Genomic DNA, 1,802 nt, shown 5'->3' on the forward strand with positions numbered 1-1,802 from the left:
CGTTGTCCAGGCAGTACCAGGGGCGGGGAAGGGAGATCGTCGGGCACGCCTACTTGGAAACCGTCTGACCAATTCGCTGAGCACTAATCGCAACAATTTTGCTGTGTTCTCACGTCAGGGGTAGGGGGGTAGTTGGATACTCCAATCCCCTTTCGACTGGAAACCACGCCCCCTCGCACGCGCAGAAAAAATTCCCCTTTTCAAAAAGCTTTACCTTACCTTACCGGTCGTCATCAGCCCTATAACCCTTGTGGCACTAGGCTTACGCCCGGTGTTAACTGCCATTTGAAATCAGCAAATGGTTAACAAGTTAACTAGACCAGAGCTAGACCAGCGTGTGTGTCACCGCCTCAGCTTTCTGAGCTCTTCCTGGGCTTCTGACCGGCGATCATCGATGTACCTGGCCAGGTCAGCTAGATGGACACCCCGCGCGGTCTTCTGCGAGCGCTCCATGCGTACGATAGGCAGATTGATTTCTCCCGCCAGCACCTTCCGCTGGAGCTTCTCCGGTGACAGGTGGCTGAAGTAGTCGGCGCATACGCGCTCGAGCGGGATGATGGCTGCTCCGTTGTACTGGGCCATCAGCAGAAATGCGGTGTTCACTGTTGGTTCCTCAATCACTGGATTGTGGACTCCCCTGGAGATTCGAAGTGGAAACATCCATCGTGCTGACAGCGATTGAATTGGTTGAGCTTAGCGGTTACCGAAAACCCTCTGCGCAAGCCAGATGGTTGGAGCGCAATGGCTTTCCATTCGTCATGGGTGGCGATGGTCAGCCCAAAGTTCTGCGCCAGGCAGTTGAAGGCCGCCTTGGAGGGAAGTTGGGTGAGAAGAAGCGAGAGCCGCAGCTTCGCCTTCGGTCGGGTCAGCAGCCTTTGCAGAGGCTCAGCACGCTGCGCGGTTTGTCCTGCAGAATGATGTTTAGCACCAAATGAAGGCGCAGCAGACGGTCTATCTTGTCCAGGTTCACCCTCTTTCCCTCTGGCTCGAAAAGGAGGACGCATGTCGAATATCGAGGTTTATGTTCCAGCAGTGGACGGCTCCGCTTACTGGATTCACGAAAAGGGGGAGTCCTGCCAAAACGCGATTCACACCCTGTTCACCGACGACTTTGCTGCTCCGCCAACCCAGATGGTGGTGGAGATTACGACTGATTCTGGCAAGGTTGTGAGGGTGAGCATTCCCTACAGCAACACAGGTAAGGCAGTGGTTCGGATTGATGACGAGCTCATCTAGGTTGCATCTGGCTCGCTTGATTGCAAAATGATGGCTTGATATATGTTGGCCTCCATCGACTAGGAGGTAAGGATGATCAGGCTAAATGAAGAGGAACTCGCTGCTTGGGATCAGTTCGCGGCGGCAGCCCTGGGGATGGCGCTTGAGCGTTATCCCTCTCGACCTGAATTAGCTGCGCGGGAAGCAGCTGCTACCGCTGATGAGCTAGTCGAGGAGCGTCGTCAAAGAGCGCGCGAAATATGACCGATCGATAGCTTTGCCAGGGCCCGCCGCTGAGCGGGCTTTGCTACTCATCGCCTGAGGGGGTTTCACATGGAGAGTCCTGAATGGCCTGCGAAGAGCAAGCAATCCGTCTTAATCGACTAGCAGATGAGTTCGAGCGCGCTCTCTCTGATGGCACGCATATAGGGCGTGACTGCAAGGGCCGAACTGGCCGCACACTTCGAGATATTCTCTCGAACACCCCTTATGAATCGCATGTCGAGCTACTGTCAAAGTGGGTTCTGGAGGACTTCGAGCAAAGAGGCCCTGGCAGGATAAGAAACATCGCGGATACGTTCGGTCAT

4 protein-coding genes are annotated in these 1,802 nt (G+C 55.0%); 3 read left to right on the forward strand and 1 reads right to left on the reverse strand.

What is annotated here, in order from left to right; translation table 11 throughout:
• Window positions 1-342 precede the first annotated feature (342 nt).
• A complete protein-coding gene (locus FAS41_RS30635) occupies window positions 343-603 on the reverse strand; it encodes a pyocin activator PrtN family protein (protein ID WP_138527017.1) in 261 nt (86 codons plus the stop codon).
• A 47-nt stretch (window positions 604-650) separates the two neighbouring features.
• Between FAS41_RS30635 and FAS41_RS30640 the strand changes: the two genes are divergently transcribed.
• The 3 genes from FAS41_RS30640 to FAS41_RS31105 form a co-directional block, all read left to right on the forward strand.
• The gene (locus FAS41_RS30640) at window positions 651-935 is read left to right on the forward strand and encodes a DUF4224 domain-containing protein (RefSeq protein ID WP_138527018.1); all 285 of its coding nucleotides are present in this window, start codon (window positions 651-653) and stop codon (window positions 933-935) included.
• 67 nt (window positions 936-1,002) lie between these two features.
• Window positions 1,003-1,236 carry a hypothetical protein gene (locus tag FAS41_RS30645; protein WP_138527019.1) on the forward strand — a complete coding sequence of 78 codons (234 nt, stop codon included), beginning with the start codon at window positions 1,003-1,005 and terminating at the stop codon, window positions 1,234-1,236.
• A gap of 326 nt (window positions 1,237-1,562) precedes the next feature.
• The coding region (locus tag FAS41_RS31105) for a hypothetical protein (RefSeq protein WP_218939154.1) at window positions 1,563-1,802 on the forward strand (240 nt) is incomplete at its 3' end.

This window comes from Pseudomonas nicosulfuronedens (assembly GCF_005877905.1).
Lineage (GTDB): Bacteria > Pseudomonadota > Gammaproteobacteria > Pseudomonadales > Pseudomonadaceae > Pseudomonas > Pseudomonas nicosulfuronedens.

Excerpts from the sequence above, each read along its gene's own strand:
- FAS41_RS30645 (WP_138527019.1), top strand. The coding sequence starts at position 1,003 with ATGTCGAATATCGAGGTTTATGTTCCAGCAGTGGACGGCTCCGCTTAC.